This window comes from Curtobacterium pusillum, assembly GCF_007673235.1.
Taxonomy (GTDB): domain Bacteria; phylum Actinomycetota; class Actinomycetes; order Actinomycetales; family Microbacteriaceae; genus Curtobacterium; species Curtobacterium pusillum_C.
The window spans coordinates 365,718-385,986 of sequence record NZ_VDZH01000002.1 but is presented as its reverse complement, the minus strand read 5'-3'; the positions used below and the strand labels follow the sequence as shown (position 1 = coordinate 385,986).

At 70.4% G+C, this 20,269-nt stretch carries 19 protein-coding genes; 13 read left to right on the top strand and 6 right to left on the bottom strand.

All coding sequences use genetic code 11. The features are described from left to right. Window positions 1-2 precede the first annotated feature (2 nt). The 4 genes from FS532_RS06540 (at window position 3) to FS532_RS06520 (ending at window position 6,101) form a co-directional block, all read left to right on the top strand. Window positions 3-2,087, top strand: a complete 2,085-nt coding sequence (locus tag FS532_RS06540) for a bifunctional aldolase/short-chain dehydrogenase (protein WP_144751638.1) — start codon at window positions 3-5, stop codon at window positions 2,085-2,087. Continuing rightward, entirely contained in the window at window positions 2,087-3,559 is a 1,473-nt protein-coding gene (locus tag FS532_RS06535; protein WP_144751635.1) for a rhamnulokinase, read from the top strand. The genes FS532_RS06540 and FS532_RS06535 overlap by 1 nt, the downstream gene beginning before the upstream one ends. Window positions 3,560-3,687: 128 nt before the next feature. Beyond that, window positions 3,688-4,881 (top strand): alpha-hydroxy acid oxidase, encoded by a 1,194-nt coding sequence (locus FS532_RS06525; RefSeq protein ID WP_144752606.1) that lies wholly within the window; start codon window positions 3,688-3,690, stop codon window positions 4,879-4,881. A gap of 242 nt (window positions 4,882-5,123) precedes the next feature. Further along, window positions 5,124-6,101: a glycoside hydrolase family 16 protein gene (locus FS532_RS06520; RefSeq protein ID WP_260852597.1), complete on the top strand. Its 978-nt coding sequence runs from the start codon at window positions 5,124-5,126 to the stop codon at window positions 6,099-6,101. Window positions 6,102-6,182: 81 nt separating this feature from the next. Here FS532_RS06520 and FS532_RS06515 read toward each other — a convergent pair whose 3' ends face one another. Both FS532_RS06515 and FS532_RS06510 read right to left on the bottom strand, forming a co-directional pair. After that, window positions 6,183-6,716, bottom strand: a complete 534-nt coding sequence (locus tag FS532_RS06515; RefSeq protein ID WP_144751632.1) for a hypothetical protein — start codon at window positions 6,714-6,716, stop codon at window positions 6,183-6,185. Window positions 6,717-6,795: 79 nt separating this feature from the next. Beyond that, window positions 6,796-7,389 carry a class I SAM-dependent methyltransferase gene (locus FS532_RS06510; protein ID WP_144751629.1) on the bottom strand — a complete coding sequence of 198 codons (594 nt, stop codon included), beginning with the start codon at window positions 7,387-7,389 and terminating at the stop codon, window positions 6,796-6,798. A gap of 48 nt (window positions 7,390-7,437) precedes the next feature. Here FS532_RS06510 and FS532_RS06505 point away from each other — a divergent pair, with 48 nt between their 5' ends. Further along, window positions 7,438-8,268: a siderophore-interacting protein gene (locus FS532_RS06505; RefSeq protein WP_186321938.1), complete on the top strand. Its 831-nt coding sequence runs from the start codon at window positions 7,438-7,440 to the stop codon at window positions 8,266-8,268. On the opposite strand, the gene FS532_RS06500 is transcribed toward FS532_RS06505, so the two are convergent. Continuing rightward, window positions 8,269-9,069, bottom strand: coding sequence for an NAD(P)H-dependent oxidoreductase (locus FS532_RS06500; RefSeq protein WP_144751625.1), 801 nt, complete (start codon window positions 9,067-9,069; stop codon window positions 8,269-8,271). Between the two features lie 67 nt (window positions 9,070-9,136). On the opposite strand from FS532_RS06500, the gene FS532_RS06495 reads away from it, so the two are divergent. Beyond that, complete coding sequence (locus FS532_RS06495) at window positions 9,137-9,448, top strand: winged helix-turn-helix transcriptional regulator (RefSeq protein ID WP_260852596.1); 312 nt, start codon at window positions 9,137-9,139, stop codon at window positions 9,446-9,448. Here the strand turns inward: FS532_RS06495 and FS532_RS06490 are convergent. Beyond that, window positions 9,441-10,604, bottom strand: a complete 1,164-nt coding sequence (locus tag FS532_RS06490) for an ROK family protein (protein WP_144751618.1) — start codon at window positions 10,602-10,604, stop codon at window positions 9,441-9,443. The two genes, FS532_RS06495 and FS532_RS06490, sit on opposite strands and share 8 nt — an antisense overlap. A 133-nt stretch (window positions 10,605-10,737) precedes the next feature. Here FS532_RS06490 and FS532_RS06485 point away from each other — a divergent pair, with 133 nt between their 5' ends. The 6 genes from FS532_RS06485 to FS532_RS06460 all read left to right on the top strand — a co-directional run bounded on the left by FS532_RS06485 (window position 10,738) and on the right by FS532_RS06460 (window position 17,869). Next, entirely contained in the window at window positions 10,738-12,033 is a 1,296-nt protein-coding gene (locus tag FS532_RS06485) for an ABC transporter substrate-binding protein (protein WP_144751615.1), read from the top strand. A gap of 11 nt (window positions 12,034-12,044) precedes the next feature. Continuing rightward, entirely contained in the window at window positions 12,045-13,004 is a 960-nt protein-coding gene (locus FS532_RS06480; RefSeq protein ID WP_144751612.1) for a carbohydrate ABC transporter permease, read from the top strand. Beyond that, the gene (locus tag FS532_RS06475; RefSeq protein WP_144751609.1) at window positions 13,004-13,924 is read left to right on the top strand and encodes a carbohydrate ABC transporter permease; all 921 of its coding nucleotides are present in this window, start codon (window positions 13,004-13,006) and stop codon (window positions 13,922-13,924) included. The genes FS532_RS06480 and FS532_RS06475 overlap by 1 nt, the downstream gene beginning before the upstream one ends. Before the next feature lie 41 nt (window positions 13,925-13,965). After that, window positions 13,966-15,633, top strand: a complete 1,668-nt coding sequence (locus FS532_RS06470; RefSeq protein ID WP_440130704.1) for a glycoside hydrolase family 13 protein — start codon at window positions 13,966-13,968, stop codon at window positions 15,631-15,633. Between the two features lie 83 nt (window positions 15,634-15,716). Then, the gene (locus tag FS532_RS06465; RefSeq protein ID WP_144751604.1) at window positions 15,717-16,655 is read left to right on the top strand and encodes an ABC transporter ATP-binding protein; all 939 of its coding nucleotides are present in this window, start codon (window positions 15,717-15,719) and stop codon (window positions 16,653-16,655) included. Beyond that, window positions 16,652-17,869 (top strand): ABC transporter permease, encoded by a 1,218-nt coding sequence (locus FS532_RS06460; RefSeq protein ID WP_144751601.1) that lies wholly within the window; start codon window positions 16,652-16,654, stop codon window positions 17,867-17,869. The genes FS532_RS06465 and FS532_RS06460 overlap by 4 nt, the downstream gene beginning before the upstream one ends. A 5-nt stretch (window positions 17,870-17,874) precedes the next feature. On the opposite strand, the gene FS532_RS06455 is transcribed toward FS532_RS06460, so the two are convergent. Both FS532_RS06455 and pnuC read right to left on the bottom strand, forming a co-directional pair. Further along, a complete protein-coding gene (locus FS532_RS06455; protein ID WP_144751598.1) occupies window positions 17,875-18,507 on the bottom strand; it encodes a TetR family transcriptional regulator C-terminal domain-containing protein in 633 nt (210 codons plus the stop codon). 67 nt (window positions 18,508-18,574) lie between these two features. Next, on the bottom strand, window positions 18,575-19,240 hold the full coding sequence (gene pnuC / locus FS532_RS06450; RefSeq protein ID WP_144751595.1) for a nicotinamide riboside transporter PnuC: 666 nt from the start codon (window positions 19,238-19,240) through the stop codon (window positions 18,575-18,577). 347 nt (window positions 19,241-19,587) lie between these two features. On the opposite strand from pnuC, the gene FS532_RS06445 reads away from it, so the two are divergent. Further along, window positions 19,588-20,142 carry an alternate-type signal peptide domain-containing protein gene (locus FS532_RS06445; RefSeq protein ID WP_144751592.1) on the top strand — a complete coding sequence of 185 codons (555 nt, stop codon included), beginning with the start codon at window positions 19,588-19,590 and terminating at the stop codon, window positions 20,140-20,142. The last annotated feature ends 127 nt before the right edge of the window (window positions 20,143-20,269 follow it).

Sequence of the window (20,269 nt, the reverse complement as noted above, 5' to 3'; positions counted from 1 at the left end):
TCATGACAACAGGACTGGAGGCACGGGTGGACCCCGCAACGCAGCGCACGGATGCAGACGAGACGATCAGTGCGCTCATCGCACGATCGAACGCGCTCGGCTCGGATCCGCGGATCACGAACTACGCGGGCGGCAACACCTCCGCCAAGGGCACCGACACCGACCCCGTCACGGGCGAACCGGTCGAGCTGCTCTGGGTGAAGGGCTCCGGGGGCGACCTCGGCACCCTCACCCCGGCGGGCCTCGCGGTCCTGCGCGTCGACCGGGTCCGGGCACTCCAGGACGTCTACCCCGGCGTCGAGCGCGAGGACGAGATGGTCGCCGCGTTCGATTACACGCTGCACGGCAAGGGCGGTGCGGCGCCGTCGATCGACACGGCGATGCACGCCCTCGTCGACGCCGCGCACGTGGACCACCTACACCCGGACGCCGGCATCGCCATCGCGACGGCTGCGGACGGACCCGCGCTCACGGAGCGCATCTTCGGCGACCAGGTCGTGTGGGTCCCCTGGCGCCGCCCGGGGTTCCAGCTCGGCCTCGACATCGCAGCGATCAAGCGGGACAACCCGCAGGCGATCGGCACGATCCTCGGCGGTCACGGCATCACGGCGTGGGGCGCCACGAGCGACGAGGCCGAGGCGAACTCGCGCTGGATCATCGACACGGCGGAGCAGTACATCGCGGAACACGGAGCGGACCAGCCGTTCGGCGCCGCCCGACCGGGCTTCGAGGCGCTGCCGACCGACGAACGCCACGCACGCGCCGCCGCCCTCGCGCCGACGATCCGCGGCATCGCCGGCCACGACAAGCCCGTTGTGGGGCACTTCACCGACTCCGACGTCGTGCTCGACTTCCTCGCGAGCGCTCGCGCCGAGGAACTCGCCGCCCTCGGCACGAGCTGCCCGGACCACTTCCTGCGGACCAAGGTGAAGCCGCTCATCCTCGACCTGCCCGCTTCGGCGAGCATCGACGACACCATCGAGCGGCTGCGGACGCTGCACCAGCAGTACCGCGAGGACTACCAGGCCTACTACGACCGCCACGCCGACGAGACGAGTCCGGCGATCCGCGGCGCCGACCCCCTCATCGTGCTGGTGCCCGGCGTCGGCATGTTCTCGTACGGCAAGGACGCCCAGACCGCCAGGGTCGCCGGCGAGTTCTACGTGAACGCGATCAACGTCATGCGCGGCGCCGAGTCGCTCAGCACCTACGCCCCCATCGACGAGGCCGAGAAGTTCCGCATCGAGTACTGGGCGCTGGAGGAGGCGAAGCTGCAGCGGATGCCCGCTCCGAAGAAGCTCGCCACGCGCATCGCCCTGGTGACCGGCGCCGCGAGCGGCATCGGCAAGGCCATCGCCAAGCGCTTGGCGGCCGAGGGAGCCGCCGTGGTGATCGCCGACCTCGACCTCGCGAAGGCGCAGGACGCCGCGGCCGAGATCGGGAACACGGACAAGGCCATCGGCGTCGCGGCGAACGTGACGGACGCCGGCGCGATCGACCAGGCGATCCAGCAGACGCTGCTGCACTTCGGCGGCCTCGACCTCGTCGTGAACAACGCCGGCCTGAGCCTGAGCAAGAGCCTGCTCGAGACCACCGAGCAGGACTGGGACCTGCAGCACGACGTCATGGCGAAGGGCTCGTTCCTGGTGTCCAAGGCGGCGGCGAAGGTCCTCATCGAGCAGGGCCTCGGCGGCGACATCGTGTACATCTCGTCGAAGAACTCGGTGTTCGCCGGCCCGAACAACATCGCGTACTCGGCGACCAAGGCCGACCAGGCGCACCAGGTCCGCCTGCTCGCCGCGGAACTCGGCGAACACGGTGTCCGCGTGAACGGGATCAACCCCGACGGCGTCGTCCGCGGCTCGGGCATCTTCGCGTCCGGCTGGGGTGCGAACCGCGCGAAGACGTACGGCATCGAGGAGCAGGACCTCGGCAAGTTCTACGCCCAGCGCACGATCCTCAAGCGCGAGGTCGTGCCCGAGAACGTCGCCAACGCCGTCTACGCGATCTGCACCGACGACTTCTCGCACACCACCGGCCTGCACGTTCCGGTCGATGCGGGCGTCGCGGCCGCGTTCCTGCGCTGATGTCCGGCACCGTCGCCGCCGTCGACCTCGGAGCGACCAGCGGCCGGGTGATCCTCGGGCACGTCGACTCCGACGACATCCGGATGGAGCACGTCGCCCGGTTCCCGAACGGTCCGGTCACGCTCCACGAAGGCGACCGAGAGGCCCTGCACTGGGACGTCGTCGAGCTGTACCGGCAGGTCACGGCGGGCCTCCGCGACGCCTTCGGCCGACACCCCGAGATCGCGAGCATCGGCATCGACTCGTGGGCGGTCGACTACGGCCTGCTCCGCGACGGGCGCCTGCTCGGCCTGCCCTACCACTACCGCGACGAGCGGCACGAGCACGGCGTCGCCACGGTGCACGAGCGGGTGTCGACAGCCGAGCTGTACGCCCGGAACGGCCTGCAGCACCTGCCCTTCAACACGGTGTTCCAGTTCGCCGCCGACCCGTCCGTGCAGCTCGCCCAGCGGGCGCTGCTCGTCCCCGACCTGCTCGGGTACTGGCTCACCGGGGTCGAGGCCGCCGAGCGCACCAACGCGTCCACCACCGGGCTGTTGCACGCGACCACCCGCGGGTGGGACCCGACGTTGCGGGCTGCTGCGCGCCTCCCGTCCGGACTCCTGCCCACGCTGCGTGACCCGGGCGACCGTCTCGGTCCCCTGCTGCCGTCCGTGGCCGACGCCGTGGGCGGCCGTGCGCCGGTCACGCTCGTCGGGTCGCACGACACGGCGTCCGCGGTTGTCGCGGTCCCCGCGACGGAACCGGACTTCGCCTACATCTCGTCCGGCACGTGGTCCCTCGTCGGCGTCGAGCTCGACGCGCCGGTCCTGTCGGACGCGGCACGCGACGCGAACTGCACGAACGAGGGCGGGGTCGACGGCCGCGTGCGCTTCCTCAAGAACGTGTCCGGACTGTGGTTGCTCTCCGAGAGCGTCCGTACCTGGGAGCGTGGCGGGGACCGCATCGACCTGGAGGCACTACTCGCCTCCGCCGCGGCCGTCACCGCCCCGGTCCCCGTCTTCGACGTCGCGGACGAGTCGTTCACGCCCCCGGGTGACATGCCGTCGCGCATCGCGGCCTGGTGCACGTCGCACGGCCTGAGCGCACCGGCTTCGCCGGCGGAGTACGTCCGGTCGATCCTCGAGTCCCTGGCCACCGCGTACGCGGAATCGCTCGCGACCATTGTCGCCGTCACGGGCCGAGACGTCCGACAGGTGCACATCGTCGGCGGCGGATCGCAGAACCGTCTGCTCTGCCAGCTCACCGCCGACCGGACCGGGCTGCCGGTCCTGGCCGGCCCGGTCGAGGCGACCGCGCTCGGCAACGTCCTCGTGCAGGTACGGGCCGCGGGGCTCGGCGGACTGGCCGGTGCATCGCTCGAAGCCCTGCGTGACCGAGTCGCCCGCACCGTCGAGCCCGTGCGGTACACCCCCGCCACCTCCCCCACCTCGACCCACCGATCCGCCCCGAGACGTAGGATGTCTGTATGACCTCGACCGACAACCAGCACCGAGTCGACCCGGCGACGGGCGCACCGGCAGCGACTCCCGGCGCTCCGTCGGCTCGGCGCACGCCGATCAAGCGTCAGCTGCCGACCGTCCGCGACCTCGCGCCACTGATGCAGTTCAAGAAGCCCGACCTCAACGCGCGGCGCCGTCGACTCGACCAGGCGCTGACGATCTGGGACCTGCGGGACATCGCCGCACGGCGCACGCCCCGCGCCGCGTTCGACTACACCGAGGGCGCTGCAGAGGCCGAGATCTCCCTCGCCCGCGCCCGTCAGGCGTTCGAGGACATCGAGTTCACGCCCGCGATCCTGCGCGACGTGTCGAAGGTCGACACCTCCCGCTCCGTGCTCGGCGCTCCCGTGGCGTACCCGTTCGGCATCGCGCCCACCGGCTTCACCCGCATGATGCAGACCGAGGGCGAGCGAGCCGGGGCCCGTGCGGCTGGACGCGCCGGCATCCCGTTCTCGCTGTCCACGATGGGCACCACCGCCATCGAGGACGTCCGCGACGCCAACCCGCACGGGCGCAACTGGTTCCAGCTCTACATGTGGAAGGACCGCGAGAAGTCGATGGCGCTCGTGTCCCGGGCCGAGAAGGCCGGGTTCGACACACTGCTCGTCACGGTGGACGTCCCGGTCGCCGGCGCGCGCCTCCGGGACAAGCGGAACGGGTTCTCGATCCCGCCGCAGCTCGGCGCCAAGACCATCCTCAACGCGATCCCGCGGCCCTGGTGGTGGTTCGACTTCCTCACCACCGAGCCGCTGGCGTTCGCGTCGCTCGACCGGTGGTCCGGCACCGTCGGGGAGCTCCTCGACCACATGTTCGACCCGACCGTCACCTACGAGGACCTCGAGTGGATCCGGTCGCAGTGGAAGGGCAAGGTCGTCGTCAAGGGCGTGCAGTCCCTGGCGGACGCCAAGCGTCTGGCCGACATGGGCGTCGACGGCATCACGCTGTCGAACCACGGCGGCCGGCAGCTCGATCGGGCTCCCGTGCCGTTCCACCTGCTGCCCTCCGTGGTCAAGGAGGTCGGCAAGGACACCGAGGTGCACCTCGACACGGGCATCATGTCCGGCGCCGACATCGTCGCGGCGGTCGCCCTCGGCGCGAAGTTCACCATGGTCGGACGGGCCTACCTGTACGGCCTGATGGCGGGAGGCGAGGCCGGCGTCGACCGGATGATCCAGATCCTGTCCGAGCAGATCGAGCGCACGATGCGCCTGCTCGGGGTGGCGTCGCTCGACGAGCTGGAGCCGGGGCACGTGACGCAGCTCCAGCGGCTCACACCGATCGCCCGGAGCTGACCCCGGACCCGAGTCTCGGGCACAGCGACAGTTCTCGCGGCCGATTGCCCGAGAAGTGTCGCTCAGGCCGAGTCTCGGTGCGGCCGGAGTGCGGCCAGAACGGGCAGAACCCCCCAAACGGGGCACAGATGATGCATGATGTTCGGGGACCCGTCACCGAAATCCTCGGATCGCGCCGTGGAGCGGGCCCCTTCCATGCCCGAGCCCCACCCGAGGAGCCCGACATCTCTGCTTCGAAGCACGTGCATGCCCGCGCGCAGCACGCATCCACGACGAACCGTCCGAACCGTCACCGCCGCAGCCGCATCGTCCTGGCGGCAGCCACCGCCAGCGCCCTGCTGATCGGCGTCCCGACCGCCGCCTCCGCCCACGGCTGGTGGGGCGGCCGCGGCCACCACGCCCCGCCGACCGCCCCGGTCTCGCCGACGCCGACCGACGAGGCGACGCCCTCCGACGACTCGACCCCCACCGACGAGCCCACCCCGACCGAGACGCCGTCCGCCGACTCCGCCCCCATCGAGGAGTCGGCACCCACCGACAACGCGACACCGGGCGACGACACCGTGCCCGCCGACGACAGCGCGCAGGCGGACCTGATCTCGCTCGCGCCCGCAACGTCGTTCGTCGAGGACTTCGACCTCTCCGCGGTGACCGGTCTCGTCAGCCGCCTCTACCCGCAGGCATGGCAGCCGTACCCGGACGGCACGTCCGGCATCTACGAGCCGAGCAAGACCGTGTCCGTCCACGACGGCGTCATGGACGTGCAGCTCGGTGGCGCCGGGACGGCCGGCACGTTCGGTTCGCGCAGCGGCGCATACGACCACGTCGGCGGATCGTTCTCCGTCCGCGCGAAGGCGACCGGTGGCGACGGCAACGGTGCGGCGTTCATGCTGTGGCCGAGCTCCGACGTCTGGTCCGACGGCGAGATCGACTTCCCCGAGGGCAACTTCGACGAGAGCCCGTCGGCGTTCCAGCACTCGATGACCCCCGGTCAGGAAGTCGCGCGCGTCCAGCTCGGCTCCGGTGTCTCGTGGCGTGACTGGCACACCTACACGATCGACTGGGACCCGGGGAAGTCCGTCACCTACAAGGTCGACGGCAAGGTCATCGGCACCGTCACCCACGACGTCCCGACGACCGAGCACCGGTTCATGTTCCAGACCGGTAACTGGGGCGAGTCCGGCAACCTGCTCATCGACTGGGTCGCCACGACCGAGTAGGGGTCGGCGACCGTTACGACGGATTGGAGGCGCGGTGCCAGCTGGCACCGCGCCTCCAGTCCGCCCTGACGCGCGATCCCGTCAGCGCCCTGCTGAGGCACGGCGCCGCACGACCAGGGTGCCGATCCCCTCGACGAGGAAGAACGCTGCGCTACCGACGAGCAGGATCGGTACGAGCAGTCCCGTCACCGCGATCCGGCCGAAGACGAGCGACACCACCGCGAAGGCGATGAAGACGCTCGCCATGACGATCAGCACGACCGGGTTCGGTGCGACGAAGTGCCGGCGCCCGCCGTTCGCCTCGGCCGCGGCCTGGTCCCGTGCTCTGGGGACCGCGTCGGGTGAACGTCCGGCATTCCGGTCGATGCGACGCTGACGGGTCCGGAGCAGCAGCCACACGGCGACACCGACGACGAGCGCGGCGGGCAGGGCGATCCACTGCACGAGGTGCACGAGACCGAACACGAACGTGGCGACGAGTCCCGCCGCGACACCGAGCGCGGCAGCCGTGGTCGTGCTGTCGGTGCGGCCACTCACATCGGTGACGTACCCGGGCCTCCGGGCGTACGGGTCGTGCTCCTGCGCGGCGGCCTCGTCCGGCTGATCATTCCTCACGCGACGAGCCTACGCAGGCTGCGCGTGTCGCGGCGCAACATGCGCTGGGGACGGAGTCTGGCGGCACTCGACGTGACGATCAGCGCGGTCGAGTCCAGGCGATCGAGTAGCGCCAGAGCGGGTGCCGTCGGTACCGGGAGCCCATGAGCACCGCCCAGGCGGTCCGTTGCACCTCGGCGTAGGAGTGCGGCGGCGGCCAGCACGTGGGGGCCGAATGCTCCCAGTAGCCGCGCCGCCACGAGTACCAGCGGTGCTGCACGACCCCGACCAGGTCGAACAGCCGATCCCAGAGCCGCGTCGACCTCGCGAGACCGACGACCACGAGCATTCCGCCAGGCGCAGTCAGGTCCGCCAGGCGCGACAGCGCGAGGGCGAGGTCCGGCAGGTGGTGCACGGTCGCGACCGAGGCGACGACGTCGAACTGCTGCCCGAGGTCGGCCGCCATCACGTCTCCGCGCACCCAGTGGATCGCTGCGTCGGCGTGCTCGGTGCGGGCGGCGTCGAGCACCGTCTCGTCGAGGTCGATCGCCGTCACCTCGAGGCCCGCGTCGGCGAGGTCCTGGGCGAGCAGGCCGTTTCCCGTCCCGACGTCGAGTGCCGTCCTCGCGCCGGGTGGGACCGCACGCAGCACCAGGTCGTGGAAGTGCGTGTTGTGGTTCCACCGATCGGCCATGGGACCACCCTGCCCCCTTGCCGACAAAGTTAGGTTAGCCTTACCTACATGGCCCGAACGAACATGCAGGCGACCCGAACGAAGCCCGAGCACGTCGAACTCCTCACCCTCCACGTGGTGCGGACCGAACGCATCTCACCGTCGTTCGTCCGCGTGGTGTTCGGCGGTGACGACCTCGCTCGGTTCCGCCACATGGGCTACGACCAGTGGTTCCGCCTGTTCCTGCCGGTGGACGGCGGGGACCTGACGAGAGCACCGCAGAAGCTCGACACGGTGAGCTACGTCAAGTTCCTGACGGCCTCGAAGTCGACCAGGCCGATCCTCCGCAGCTACACGGTGCGCGCGCTCCGGCGACTGCACGGGGGCGACGAACTCGACGTGGACTTCGTCGTGCACGGCCCCGGCGACCACCACGCGCCGACGGCACCGACCGCCGCCGGATGGGCGCTCGGAGCCGCGCCGGGCGACCTCGCAGCGATCATCGACGAGGGCATCGGGTTCGACCGGACCATCCTCGGTCGACCGATCGTCGTCGTCGCGGACGAGAGCGCCGTGCCCGCGGCAGCCGGCATCCTCGAGTCACTCCCCCGCACCGCGACGGGGACGGCGCTGCTCGAGGTGCCGACGGACGCCGACGTCCGGACGATCGACGCCCCGCACGGCATCGACGTGCACTGGATCACCCGCGAACCCGGACGCACGCCGGGAGCCACCGCGCTCGACGCGACCACGCGCCTCCCGGTCAGTGGCGAGCACGCTGCCTGGGTCGCGGGCGAGCAGTCGCTCGCCCGGGACGCACGTCGGCACTGGGTCGGGGCCGGGATCCCGAAGGCCCAGATCGCCTTCACCGGGTACTGGCGGGTCGGCCGCTCGGCCTGATCAGCGGACGTCGGTGCGGTGGATGCCGAGGTCGGTCCGCCCCGGAGCGAGATCGGCGCGGAGCGCGCGTCCGGTCCGGTACTCGCCGCTCGCGAGGGTCCGGTAGCGCACGGGTTCCTCCGACCCGAGACCGGCGATCCGCTCGGTGAGCCGAGCGACCTCGCGCGCGACACCGTCGGCGTCCAGACCGTCGGCGTCGAACACCGCGTGCGTCTCGTACGGGTCGATGCCGGAGTAGAACAGCGTGCCGTGCCGGAGCCCGAAGAGCACCGAGTCGAGGTCACCGCTCAGCCCTCGGGCGCCCATCGTGCGCTCGTCCTCGCCCACCGTGACGATGACGAGCGCGCGCTTCCCGGCGAGCAGCCCGGCGCCGTACCGGGTCGGCAACCCGGTCGACTCGTCCACGCCGTCCGTGCCGAACCCGGCGCCGAACACCCGGTCGATCCAGCCCTTCAGGACGGCCGGGACGCCGTACCACCAGAGCGGGAACTGCAGCACGATCAGGTCGGCGTCGACGAGCTTGCGCTGCTCGGCACGGACGTCGTCGGGCAGGGTCCCACCGTGCTGCGCCGCGAGCCACCGGTCGAGGAAGCTCCCGTCGGCGTTGCGTTGGGCCGGGACGTCGCCGGGACCGAGCAACGGCTCGAACCCCATCGCGTACAGGTCGCTGACCTCGACCGTGTGGGTCCGTTCGAGCTCGGCCCGGGCAGCGTCGAACAGCTGCCGGTTGAGCGAGACGGCTTCGGGGTGTGCGTAGACGTAGAGGGCCTGCGGGCGAACGGTGTCGTCGTGGATTGCCATACCTCCATCACAGCCGCCACCGCCGGATCTGGGAAGTATGCACTTTGATGTGAGGTACGAGGTCACGATGAGCGTGATCGGCGGGTGCTGGAAGCTCAGCATCATCCAGGAGCTCCTCGACCACACCCTCCGCTACAGCGAACTGCGCCGAGCGGTGGGCACCGTCACCGACCGCGTGCTCACCCGGCAGCTGCGCGAGCTCGAGGCGGACGGGCTGGTCGAACGGACGGTGTACGCCGAGGTCCCGCCGCGCGTCGAGTACTCCCTGACGGCGATGGGGTCGTCCCTGCGCCCGCTCGTGACCAGCCTCGATTCCTGGGGTCGCTCGTGGACCGCGACGCAGGTGGACGCTGACGAGCTGGAGCTCGCGCTCAGCTGACGACGCGGAGCGGGAACGACAACGGGTCGGCTCGGACCGCGTCCACGGCGTGCGCGACCGCCCCGATGACCACGACGTCCGCGCCGAGTGACGACGCCACGATCTCGGGAACGGGGTCGAAGTGCCCGTCGTCGAGCAGCGCCCGTGCGCGATCGATCACGGCGGCCGCGGGTTCGGCGATCGCACCGGCGACGACCACGCGGTCGATGTCGAGCAGGCTCGCGAGCAGCACGCACACGCGGCCGAGGCGGTCCCCGAGCCGGTCGACGATCGCGGTGGCCTGCGCATCACCGTCGCGCGCGGCGCGGAACACGGTGGCGGCGTCGATCCCCTCGGCTGCGAGCGGGCTGTCGGGCCGGACCAGGCCGGCGGCGACGGCCTCGGCCACGAGCGTCCGGGCCGTGGCGCCGATGCCGTCCGAGGACCCGACCCCCTCGACGAGTTCGAGCACCCGCATCTCACCCGCGCCACCGTGGGCCCCGCGGAGCAGCACGCCGTCGACGACGAGCCCCGCACCGAAGCGTTCACCGGACAGCAGCGCCGCGAACGAGGCCTCGCCGGAGGACGGCCGCTCGGCGAGCGCGGCGAGGTTGGCGTCGTTCTCGACGACGACCCGGCCGTGCGGGACGGTGCCCGCGAACCCGGGGTTCATCCGTTCCCAGAAGCCGCCGTCGCCAGGAGAGGCCCCGCCGGCGTCGACGGGAGCGGGGATGCCGACGACCGTCACGAGCACGTGTCCGGGGTCGACCGCGGCGTCGGCGAGCGCCTCCGCGACGGTCTCGGCGAGGACCCGCAGGCGGACCGGGACGTCGAGTCCGGACTCGCCGAGTGTCCCCGACGCACGACCGAGGACGGTCCCGCGGAGGTCCGCGACGAACGCGGTCACCCGGTGCTGTCCGGCATCGACGCCGACCACGACGCCGGCGGTGGTGTCGAGTTCGTAGCGCCGAGCGGGCCGCCCCATCCGGTACTCCCCCGCAGCCCGTGCGTCGTCGAGTTCGCGCAGCCAGCCGAGCCGGACGAGTTCCTCGCAGGTGCCGAGGATCGTGGAGCGGGTGAGTCCGGTGCTGTCGATCGCCTCGGTCGCAGTGAACGCACGGACCGCGAAGGCGTACTCGAGCAGCGTCTCGGCGCTCGTTCCACGGTGCGGCGGCATGCGGTGACCCTATCGCGGAGACACTTCCTTGCGTAATTAGATTTTCTCGCTAGATTAAGTCCTGCGGGCGGCACCGGAGCCGGTCCGCGAACCGGAACGGCAGGGACGCCGGGTCCGGACGGACGGAGACGACGTGCAGACACACGCCACCAGGAGCGCCGCCGCGGTCAGCCGCCGCGGGTTCCTGCTCGGGGCGGGCGGCATCGGAGCGGGCCTGGCACTCGCCGGGTGCGCTCCGCTCGGTTCCTCGAGCAGCCGACCCGAGACGATCACGTTCTACGTGTCCAAGCCCGAGGTCATCGGGTACTTCGACGACGTGATCGCGAAGTTCCACGCCAGCCAGTCGAAGATCCGCGTCGTCCGCGACTCGACGTCGAGCATGTCCGCGAACTTCGTGCGGAACCGACCGCCGGACCTCGGGTGCTGGAACTACAACTTCTCGGTCGCCCCGTTCGTCGAGCACGGTGCGTTGACGGACCTGTCCGACCTGCCCCAAGCGGACACGATCAACCCCGACCTGTGGCCGCTCCTCGAGCAGACCGCCGACTACCCCGGCCGCAAGAGCGCCCTGCCGTACTCGGTGACGGCGGCGTCGGTCATCTACAACAAGCAGCTCTTCGCCGAGCAGGGACTCGACGTCCCGACGACGTGGAGCGAGTTCGCAGAGGTGTGCGAGCGCCTGACGAAGGCCGGCATCGCACCGATCTACGGCACGTTCAAGGACAACTGGACGATCGCGCAGGGCATGTTCGACTACTCGATCGGCGGCATGGTCGACGTCCCGAAGACCTTCGCGGCACTCCAGCGGGAGGGCACGAAGGTCGGCAAGGACGCCTCGGTGTCGTTCGAACGCGACTTCCGGGCACCGATGGAGCGCATGGTGCAGCTCCGCCAGTGGCACCAGAAGGGCGCGGCCAGCCGCGGGTACGGCGACGGCAACCTCGCCTTCGCCCAGGGGAAGGCCGCGATGTACCTGCAGGGGCCGTGGGCACTCGGCGAGATCGCGAAGACGACCCCCGACATGGACCTCGGGACGTTCCCGCTGCCCGTCACCGACGACGCCGCCGACAACAAGGTGCGCGTGAACGTCGACCTCGCGCTCTGGATCCCGGAGGCGTCCCGCAAGCAGGAGGCCGCCCGGGAGTTCCTCACGTACCTGATGACCCCGAAGGTGAACGACAAGTACAACGCGGACAACAACGGGTTCGGCGTGCGGAAGGACGCCCCTCCCGCCTCGAACCCCGCACTCACCGGCATGCAGTCCTACTACGACGACGCCGCGTTCTACCTCGGCGCCTCGCAGCTCATCCCCGCCGAGATCCCCGTCGCGAACTACGCGCAGTCGATCGCCTTCGGCGGCGACCCGAAGCCCCAGCTCCGCACCCTCGACGCCGACTGGGCGCGCCTCGCGCTCCGCACGGCCGCGTAAGGAGACGTCGAATGGCCACCACGACCACCGAATCCGTCACGACGGCGGACCGCCGCCGACGGGGCGGAGCCGCACCGCGCCTCCAGGCCGGAACGACCGGGACGCGACGCCGCAGCCGGCGTCTCGACCCGCTCTTCCTGGCGTTCCTGCTCCCCACCCTCGTGCTGTTCACCCTCGCCATCACGCTCCCCGCGGTGATGGGCATCGTGCTGAGCTTCACCAACTCCGTCGGCTTCGGCGAGTTCCGGTTCACCGGCCTGACGAACTACATCGCGGTGTTCTCGGACCCCGCGATCCTGCAGGCGTACCTGTTCACGATCGGGTTCTCGCTCGTCACCGTGATCGTCGTCAACGCGGTCGCGTTCCTGCTCGCCATCGCCCTGACGTCGAAGATCCGCGGGAAGATCGCGCTCCGCGGCGTCTTCGTCCTGCCGATGGTGATCTCCGGGATCGTCATCGCGTACGTGTTCTCGTTCCTGTTCGCGAACAGCCTGCCGGCGCTCGCGACGTCGCTCGGGTTCGCGCCGCTGGAGCAGAGCATCCTGGCGAACCCGGACCTGGCGTGGGTGGCGATCGTGATCGTCACCGCCTGGCAGGCGATCCCGTCGACGCTGCTCATCTACATCGCGGGCGTGCTGTCGATCCCCGGCGAGGTGTACGAGGCCGCGGCACTCGACGGCGCGAGCTCGTGGCGCCAGCTGATCTCGATCACCGCACCGCTCACCGCGGGCTACATCCTCATCAACCTCGTGATCGGGTTCAAGAACTTCCTGAACTCGTACGACATCATCGTCGGCCTCACCGACGGCGGCCCGGGCACCTCGACCACCAGCGTCGCGATGAGCATCTTCAAGGGCTTCAACGGCGGCGACTACGCCTACCAGATGGCGAACGCCACGATCTTCTTCGTCATCGCGGTCGTCATCGCCGTGATCCAGCTGCGGGCGACCCGCGGGAAGGCAGCGTTCTGATGTCCCTGCAAGCACCCCTGCGACCGGGCACGACGAAGACCGGCAGCATCCGGTCGGTGGACGCGGACCGGTCCGCCGGCGGACGTGCCGCCGGCCGCCGCAGCGGGTACGCGAACTGGCCCGTCACGATCGTCCTGATCGTCTGCGCGCTGTCCGTCCTCGTCCCGCTCTACGTCACCGTGACGATGACGTTCAAGACCACGGCGCAGTCGGTCGACGGCAACGCGTTCTCGCTCCCCGCACCGTTCAGCGTCGACGGCTTCGTGCAGGCCTGGCAGCTGACGGACTTCCCGCGGGCGTTCGGCGTCTCGGTGCTGGTCGCCGCGATCACCGTCGTCGGCACGATCCTGCTCGCCTCGTTCACGGCGTACGCGATCGCCCGGAACTGGGACCGCCGGCTGTTCCGCTGGTCGTTCTTCTACCTGCTCGCCGCGATGTTCCTGCCGTTCCCGGTCCTCGCGCTCTCGCAGGTGAAGCTGACCGGCCTCGCGCACCTGGACAACCCGTTCGGCGTCGCGATCCTGCACGTCATGTTCCAGCTGTCCTTCAGCGTGCTGCTCTTCACCGCGTTCCTGCGGTCGATCCCGGCCGAACTCGAGGAGAGCGCCCGCATCGACGGCGCGAGCACCGGACAGGTGTTCTGGCGGCTGGTGTTCCCGTTGCTGGCACCGATGAGCGCGACCGTCGGCATCTTCGCGTTCCTGGCATCGTGGAACGACTTCGTGATGCCGTCGCTCATCACGTCGGACCCGGCGCTGCAGACGCTGCCAGTGCTCCAGCAGATGTTCCAGACGCAGTTCAGCAACAACTACAACGTGTCGTTCGCCTCGTACCTGATGGCGATGGCACCGGCGATCATCGTCTACCTCATCACCCAGCGATGGGTGATGGCCGGTGTGACGCAGGGCGCCATCAAGTGACGTACTCGAACCTGACGACAACGAACGACGAAAGGCCCCTCGTGACCGACACCCTGGTCCAGAACACGCCAGCCCCGACCGCGACGGACGAGACCTGGTGGCGCCAGGCGAGCGTCTACCAGATCTACCCGCGGTCCTTCGCGGACGCGAACGGCGACGGCATCGGTGACCTGCCCGGCGTGACCTCGCGCGTGCCGTACCTGGCGTCGCTCGGCATCGAGGCCGTCTGGCTCAGCCCGTTCTACCCGTCCGCCCTGGCCGACGGCGGCTACGACGTGGACGACTACCGCGATGTCGACCCACGCCTCGGCACGCTCGAGGACTTCGACGAGATGGTGTCGGCCCTGCACGGAGCCGGCATCCGGGTGATCGTCGACGTGGTGCCGAACCACACGAGCGACCGCCACGAGTGGTTCCGCGAGGCACTCGCCTCACCGAAGGGCTCCCCCGCCCGCGACCGGTACGTCTTCCGCGACGGCACCGGGCCGTCTGGCGAACAGGCCCCTGCGGACTGGGTGTCGATCTTCGGCGGCCCGGCCTGGACCGCGGTCGGCGACGGCCAGTGGTACCTGCACAACTTCGCCAAGGAGCAGCCCGACCTGAACTGGGCGAACCGCGAGGTCCGCGACGACTTCCTGCACACCCTCCGCTTCTGGTCCGACCGGGGCGTCGACGGCTTCCGCATCGACGTCGCGCACGGCCTGGCGAAGGACCTGCCCGAGGGCGAGCTGCCGACGTGGGCCGAGGTGCTCGCGTCCCCGAAGGACGGCTCGCACATCCTCTGGGACCGCGACGACGTGCACGAGATCTACGCCGAGTGGCGGAAGGTCTTCGACGAGTACACCCCGGCACGCACCGCCGTCGCCGAGGCGTGGGTCGCCGCCGACCGTCGTGCCCGCTACGCCAGCGCCGACGGGCTCGGACAGGCGTTCAACTTCGACCTGCTCGAGGCCGACTTCGACGCCGGCCAGTTCCGGACGATCATCGAGTTCAACCTGGGGCTCGCCGAACAGTCCGGCTCGTCGACCACGTGGGTGTTCTCGAACCACGACGTCGTCCGGCACGCCACCCGCTACGCCCTGCCCGCACGCAACGGCGCGGAGGAGAAGCAGGGCAGCGCCTGGCTGCTCGCCGGCGGTTCGCAGGACGAGCTCGACCGGTCGCTCGGCCTGCGTCGTGCGCAGGCGGCGACGCTCCTCGAGCTCGCTCTGCCCGGCTCCGCGTACCTCTACCAGGGCGAGGAGCTCGGCCTGCACGAGGTCGGCGACATCCCCGACGCCGACCGCCAGGACCCGGCGTTCTTCCGGAACCCGGGCGTCGACGTCGGCCGTGACGGGTGCCGCGTGCCGCTCCCGTGGACGACGTCCGGTTCGTCGTTCGGCTTCGGTTCCGGGACGGCACACCTGCCGCAGCCCTCGTGGTTCGGGGCGTCGAGCGTCGAGGCCGAGGACGCGGACCCCGACTCCACCCTGAACCTGTACCGGAAGGCCCTCGGCCTGCGCGGGCAGCTGCAGTCCGAGGAGCACCTCGAGTGGCTCGAGACCGGGCGCGACGACGTGCTCGCGTTCCGCCGCCCGAACGGCTGGACCAGCGTCACGGTGTTCGGCGACGAGCCGTACCAACTCCCCTCCGGCGAGCTGCTGCTCGCCTCCGCGCCGGTGGCAGACGGCGCACTGTCGGGTGTGGGGACCGCCTGGTTGCGTTCCTGACGGAACCAGGAGGCGGACTGGAGGCGCGGTGCGGGCAGGCACCGCGCCTCCAGTCCGTCAGGCGGTCCCGGTACAGTCGCCCCATGAGTGGGGCGAGCATCAGCGTGCAGGACTTCGTCATGCGCTTCGGGGACCGCAACGTCGTCGACGGGCTGTCGTTCGACATCGCCCCCGGCGAGACCTTCGGCCTGCTCGGCAGCAACGGCTCCGGCAAGACCACGACGATCCGCGCACTGCTCGGCATCACGACCCCGACGTCGGGCACCCTCACCATCGACGGACACCCCTACAAGCCCGCGACCGGCGGCATCGGCTACCTGCCCGAGGAACGCGGCCTGTACCGCAAGGAGTCCGTCATCGACGTGATGACCTACTTCGGGCGACTGCGCGGTCTGCGGGGCCCCGAGGCGACGGCCTGGAGCATGGACTACCTCGCCCGGGTCGGCCTGGCGGACCGTGCGAAGCTCCGCGTCGACAAGCTCTCCGGTGGCCAGCAGCAGAAGGTGCAGCTCGGGATCACGATCATGGACCGGCCGCGGCTGCTCATCCTCGACGAGCCGACGAAGGGCCTCGACCCGGTCAACCGCCGGCTGCTGCTCGACCTCGTCGACGAGCGGAAGGCGGACGGCGCCACCGTCATCCTGGTCACGCACCACATGGACGAGGTCGAACGACTCTGCGACCGCATCCTGCTCCTGAAGGACGGCGCCGCTGCGGCGTACGGCACCATCCCCGACGTGCAGGACGCGTTCGGGGGCGCGGTCGCCAGGGTCGGACTCGACGGCCCCGTGCCGCAGTCGCCGCTCTACCGGATGGCCCGGCACGAGGGTCACCGCGCGTACCTGGTCCCGACGCCCGAAGCTGCCGCCGACGGGTCGGACATCCTCGCGTCGCTCGTGTCGGCCGGCGTGCACGTCACCGCGTTCGAGATGCGCCGGATCCCGCTCGACGAGATCTTCGTCCAGGTCTACGGGCACGACGCCCTCGCGGCCGAGTCGGCAGCGCCGGGGGTCGCCGCGTGAGCCGCCTCGGGACCGTCGTACGGTTCGAGTTCGTCCGCGCGGTGAAGAAGCCCGCGTTCTGGATCGGAACGCTCGCCCTGCCGGTCATCATCGTCGTGGTGTCACTGCTCGTCGGCGTGGGCCAGGCGGCCGGTACCGATTCGGTCATGACGAGCTCCTCGGCGTCGAAGACCCCGTTCCGGTACGTCGACCACTCCGGACTCGTGTCCCAGACCGTCGCGGCGAAGTGGGGCGGGGCGCCCTCCACGGACGCTGCGGCCGACCGGGCAGCCGTCCGTGACGGCACGCTCGACGCGTTCATCGAGTTCCCGGAGTCGCCGTCGACCAAGCCCATCCGCGTGGACGCCGCCGATCGTGGGCTGTTCGGCAACGGCGGGTACTCCTCGCTCGCCGAACGCGTGCTCGAGCAGAGCGTCGCCGCGACCGTCGACGACCCCGAGAGCGTCCAGCTGCTGCGGTCGCCACCGGACACCGACGTCACGACCTACGCGGATGGCCAGATCGCCCCGGGCTGGCTGTCGATCGTGCCGCCGTTCCTCTACGTCGCCGCGTTCTTCGGGCTCGTGATCCTGCTCGCCACCCGCATGGTGACGGTCGTGGTCGAGGAGAAGGAGAACCGCATCTCCGAGATGATCCTCACCACCGTGACCGCCGGTGACCTCATCCGCGGCAAGGTCATCGCGATGCTGCTCGTCGGCTTCGTGCAGATCGGGGTGTTCCTGGTGCCCGGGCTGATCGGACTGCTGGTGGCACTCCCCCTGATCGCCTCGCGGCTCGGCGGGCTGGTCGTCGACCCCTGGCGGATGCTCGTCGGCGCGCTGCTGCTCATCGGCGGCGTCCTGCTCGCCTCGGCGCTGTTCGTCGCCGTCGGTGCCGCGGTCCCCTCGATCAAGGACGCCTCGGCGCTCCAGTCCGTCGCGATCTTCTCGCTGATCATCCCGCTCTACGCGGCGTTCTTCGTGATGACCACCCCGACGTCGCCGATCGCGTCGTTCTTCACGTACTTCCCGACCTTCACGCCGATCACCGCGATGGTGCGCAACGCGGTCGGATCGCTCACCGTCATCGAGTCCGTCGTCTGCATCGTCGAGGTGTTCGTCGTCGCCGCACTGCTGCTGTGGTTCGCGCAGTACCTGTTCCGGCACTCGGTCGCCCAGTACGGGTCGAAGGTCACACTCCGCCAGATCGCGTCGTGGCGGCGCGCACGTCCGTAGCGCCGTCAGCGGGTCAGGACGACCTCGTCGAGGTCCCACGCGGGGACCTCGCGCTCACGCCACCCCTGACGGAGCGTGCGGACGGACCGGTCGAACTCCACGAGGACGTCGATGTGCGGCCGGACGAGCATCTGGATCTGCAGCCCCTCGTACACGGCCAGCAGCTGTGTCGCGGCCTGGTACGCCGGGATCGCGAGCCGCTCGCTGCCGGCGTCGACGTCGCGCTGGAGCCCGGCGGAGAGCTGTTCGACGTACTCCTCGAAGCGCTTCCGGAACAGCTCGGCGAACCCGGTGTCGGCGGCCGCGATCGTGATCACGCCGGCGAGCACCCGCACGAGCCCCGGGTCGGCGACGTCCTCGGCGAGGGTCATCCGGACGTACTCGATCGTGCACGACGGCGGGTTCTTCCGGCGCGTCCCGCGCAGCTGCGTCCAGCGGTCGTACGTCACGAGCAGCAGGGCGTCCCAGGTCGGGAACAGCCGCTCGACGACGTCGACCTCGATCCCGGCCACCTCGGCGACGACGCTCGCGTCGACGCTGTCGAACGGGTGGAGGCGGTAGGCGCGGATGGCGCCGCGGACGATCCGCTCGGCGAGGGACTGCTCGTCCCCGAGCGAGGCGTCGTGGTCGTGTTCCATCCGACCATCCCACCTCGTCAGCGGACCGGTGTCTCGTCCCAGACCGGGGGCCGCGCACTCCGGACGGTCAGCCGACGGTGACCGGTGCCGCCGAGGGCTTCGTCCGCTGGTTCATCCAGACGAAGAACCCGGTCAGGGTGAACACCCCGTAGAACACGTACATGAGTCCGGACGCGTAGTAGCCGGCCGAGAACAGCAGCGGAACACCCACGAGGTCCACCGCGACCCAGACGAGCCAGAACTCGACCCAGCCCTTCGCCATCCCGTACGTGGCGAGCAGCGACCCGACGAAGATCCAGGCGTCGCTCCACACCGGTTCGTACGAACCGAGGGCGCGGAAGATCGGGGTCAGGACCGCGGTGCCGCCCACCATGACGAGGACCATCAGTCCACGAGCCCTCCAGGAGGCCCAGCGCGGGTCGATCACGGTCGTCGCGTCGTCGGGACGGTGCGTCCAGCGGTACCAGCCGTAGACGCTCACGATGATGAACATGACCTGTCGGCCCGCCTGGCCGAGCAGGTTGACCGGGTTCGGGGTGTCGAAGAGCGCACCCATGAAGACCGTGAAGAGCAGGGCGTTGCCGACGATGCCCACCGGCCAGGCCCACACCTTGCGCCGCATCCCACCGAGGGCACTGAGCAGGCCGAACACGTTGCCGATCACCTCGCGCCAGAGCACGGTCTGATCGCCGATGACGAGCTGCGCGTCGAACAGCCACCGCACGATGCCCATGGGCCCTCCTCGTTTCCGGACGGTGCAACGGTACGGGGGTGTCCGGCATTCCGCGTGTCCGGAGCGTCAGACCGGGGTACAAACCGTGTCGGCACTCTCGGGGACGAAAATGCCCCCTGTACTGGGTCCATTCAGACGCATGTTCCCTCTTGTCGGCACTTTGGGGGACCGGTAGCGTCGTCACCAGAGCGAGTCCAGCCCGCCCGAGACGTGTCACGTCGCGGAGCCCGGCGACCACTCTCCGGCACAGGTCGGCCGCGGCCCCGCGAACCAGGGGCCGATGACATCGTCCCATCGGCACTGCCGGTGGCCTCAGCGCGCCCGAACGCGCAGGAACGGACTCCTCCATGCACAAGATCGTGACCGGTGCCATCGCCGGCGCTGCCGGCGTCGCCCTCCTCCTCGGCGGTGCGGGTACCTTCGCCCTGTGGAACGCCAGCGCCAGCACGGCCGCGTCCTCGGTGAGCTCCGGCTCGCTGACCCTCAGCGCCAACAACGACGGCGTCTGGACGGACGTCACGAACGGCCGCTCGGCGACGATCAACCCGGCGAGCGCCCTCATGGTGCCGGGCAACACGTACCAGTTCACCCAGACGCTGACGATCGGTGCGACCGGCCAGGACCTCAAGGCCAACCTCACGTACGCCAACCAGAGCATCACCGGCGACGCCGCGCTCCTCGCCGCGACGACGAAGACCCTCGCGGTCACGTCGTCGAGCGCCTCGGTCGTGCAGTCGACGTCGAACGCGAACACCTTCGTCGTCTCGCCCTCGGCGGCGACCTCGACGGTGAAGGTCGTCTTCACCATCGCGCTCCCCTCCTCGGCGACCACCGGGCAGGGCGGGACCCTCAACGTCGGCGCCCTCGCCTTCACGCTGACCCAGACCGCGATCGGTTCCTGACCCGCGGGTGCCGACCCGGGCCTGGAAGGCCGTGGTCCCGATGGGTCCCTGATCCGCCGATCGCGACCACGTGCCTCCAGGCCGTGTCAGCACCACCTGCACCACTGCACCGCCCCACCGGCGGTGA